General features: G+C 60.9%; 1 protein-coding gene. It reads right to left on the bottom strand.

What is annotated here, in order from left to right; genetic code table 11:
- Nucleotides 1-380, bottom strand: a 380-nt coding sequence (locus G8O24_RS47360) for an alcohol dehydrogenase catalytic domain-containing protein (protein WP_497717876.1), incomplete at its 3' end; no start/stop codon positions are given.
- Between the last annotated feature and the right edge of the window lie 14 nt (nucleotides 381-394).

Raw genomic sequence — 394 nt, 5'->3', positions numbered from 1 at the left:
ATGTGGACCTTGCCGGTACGCACGACGGCAGCATACGGGGTAGATACGGCGTCTGCGAGCAGAGCGGCCTGGTCCAGTGGGACGTTGTCAGGGATCTTCGTCATACCGGAGGCCTGCGCAATGTGGTACTCAGCCCATGCGCCGTCGTAGGCAAAAGCCATGAGGTTCAGATCCAGACAGTCCGTGAAGGCACCGCGGCGGCACTTGCGACACTTGAGACAAGGGCGACCGGCGGATGGGATGACGCGGTCACCCTCCTTCCAACCGATGACGCCCGCACCGAGCTCGACGATGGTTCCGGATGCCTCATGGCCCTGAGTCACTACTGGCAGAGCTGCAGGGAACGCACCGCTAATGAGACTCAGGACAGAATGGCAAATACCGAAGTAAGCGA

Source organism: Bradyrhizobium campsiandrae (genome assembly GCF_014529705.1).
Lineage (GTDB): Bacteria > Pseudomonadota > Alphaproteobacteria > Rhizobiales > Xanthobacteraceae > Bradyrhizobium > Bradyrhizobium campsiandrae.
Note: the sequence above shows the minus strand (reverse complement) of the source record. Positions and strands in the feature narration are given on the sequence as shown.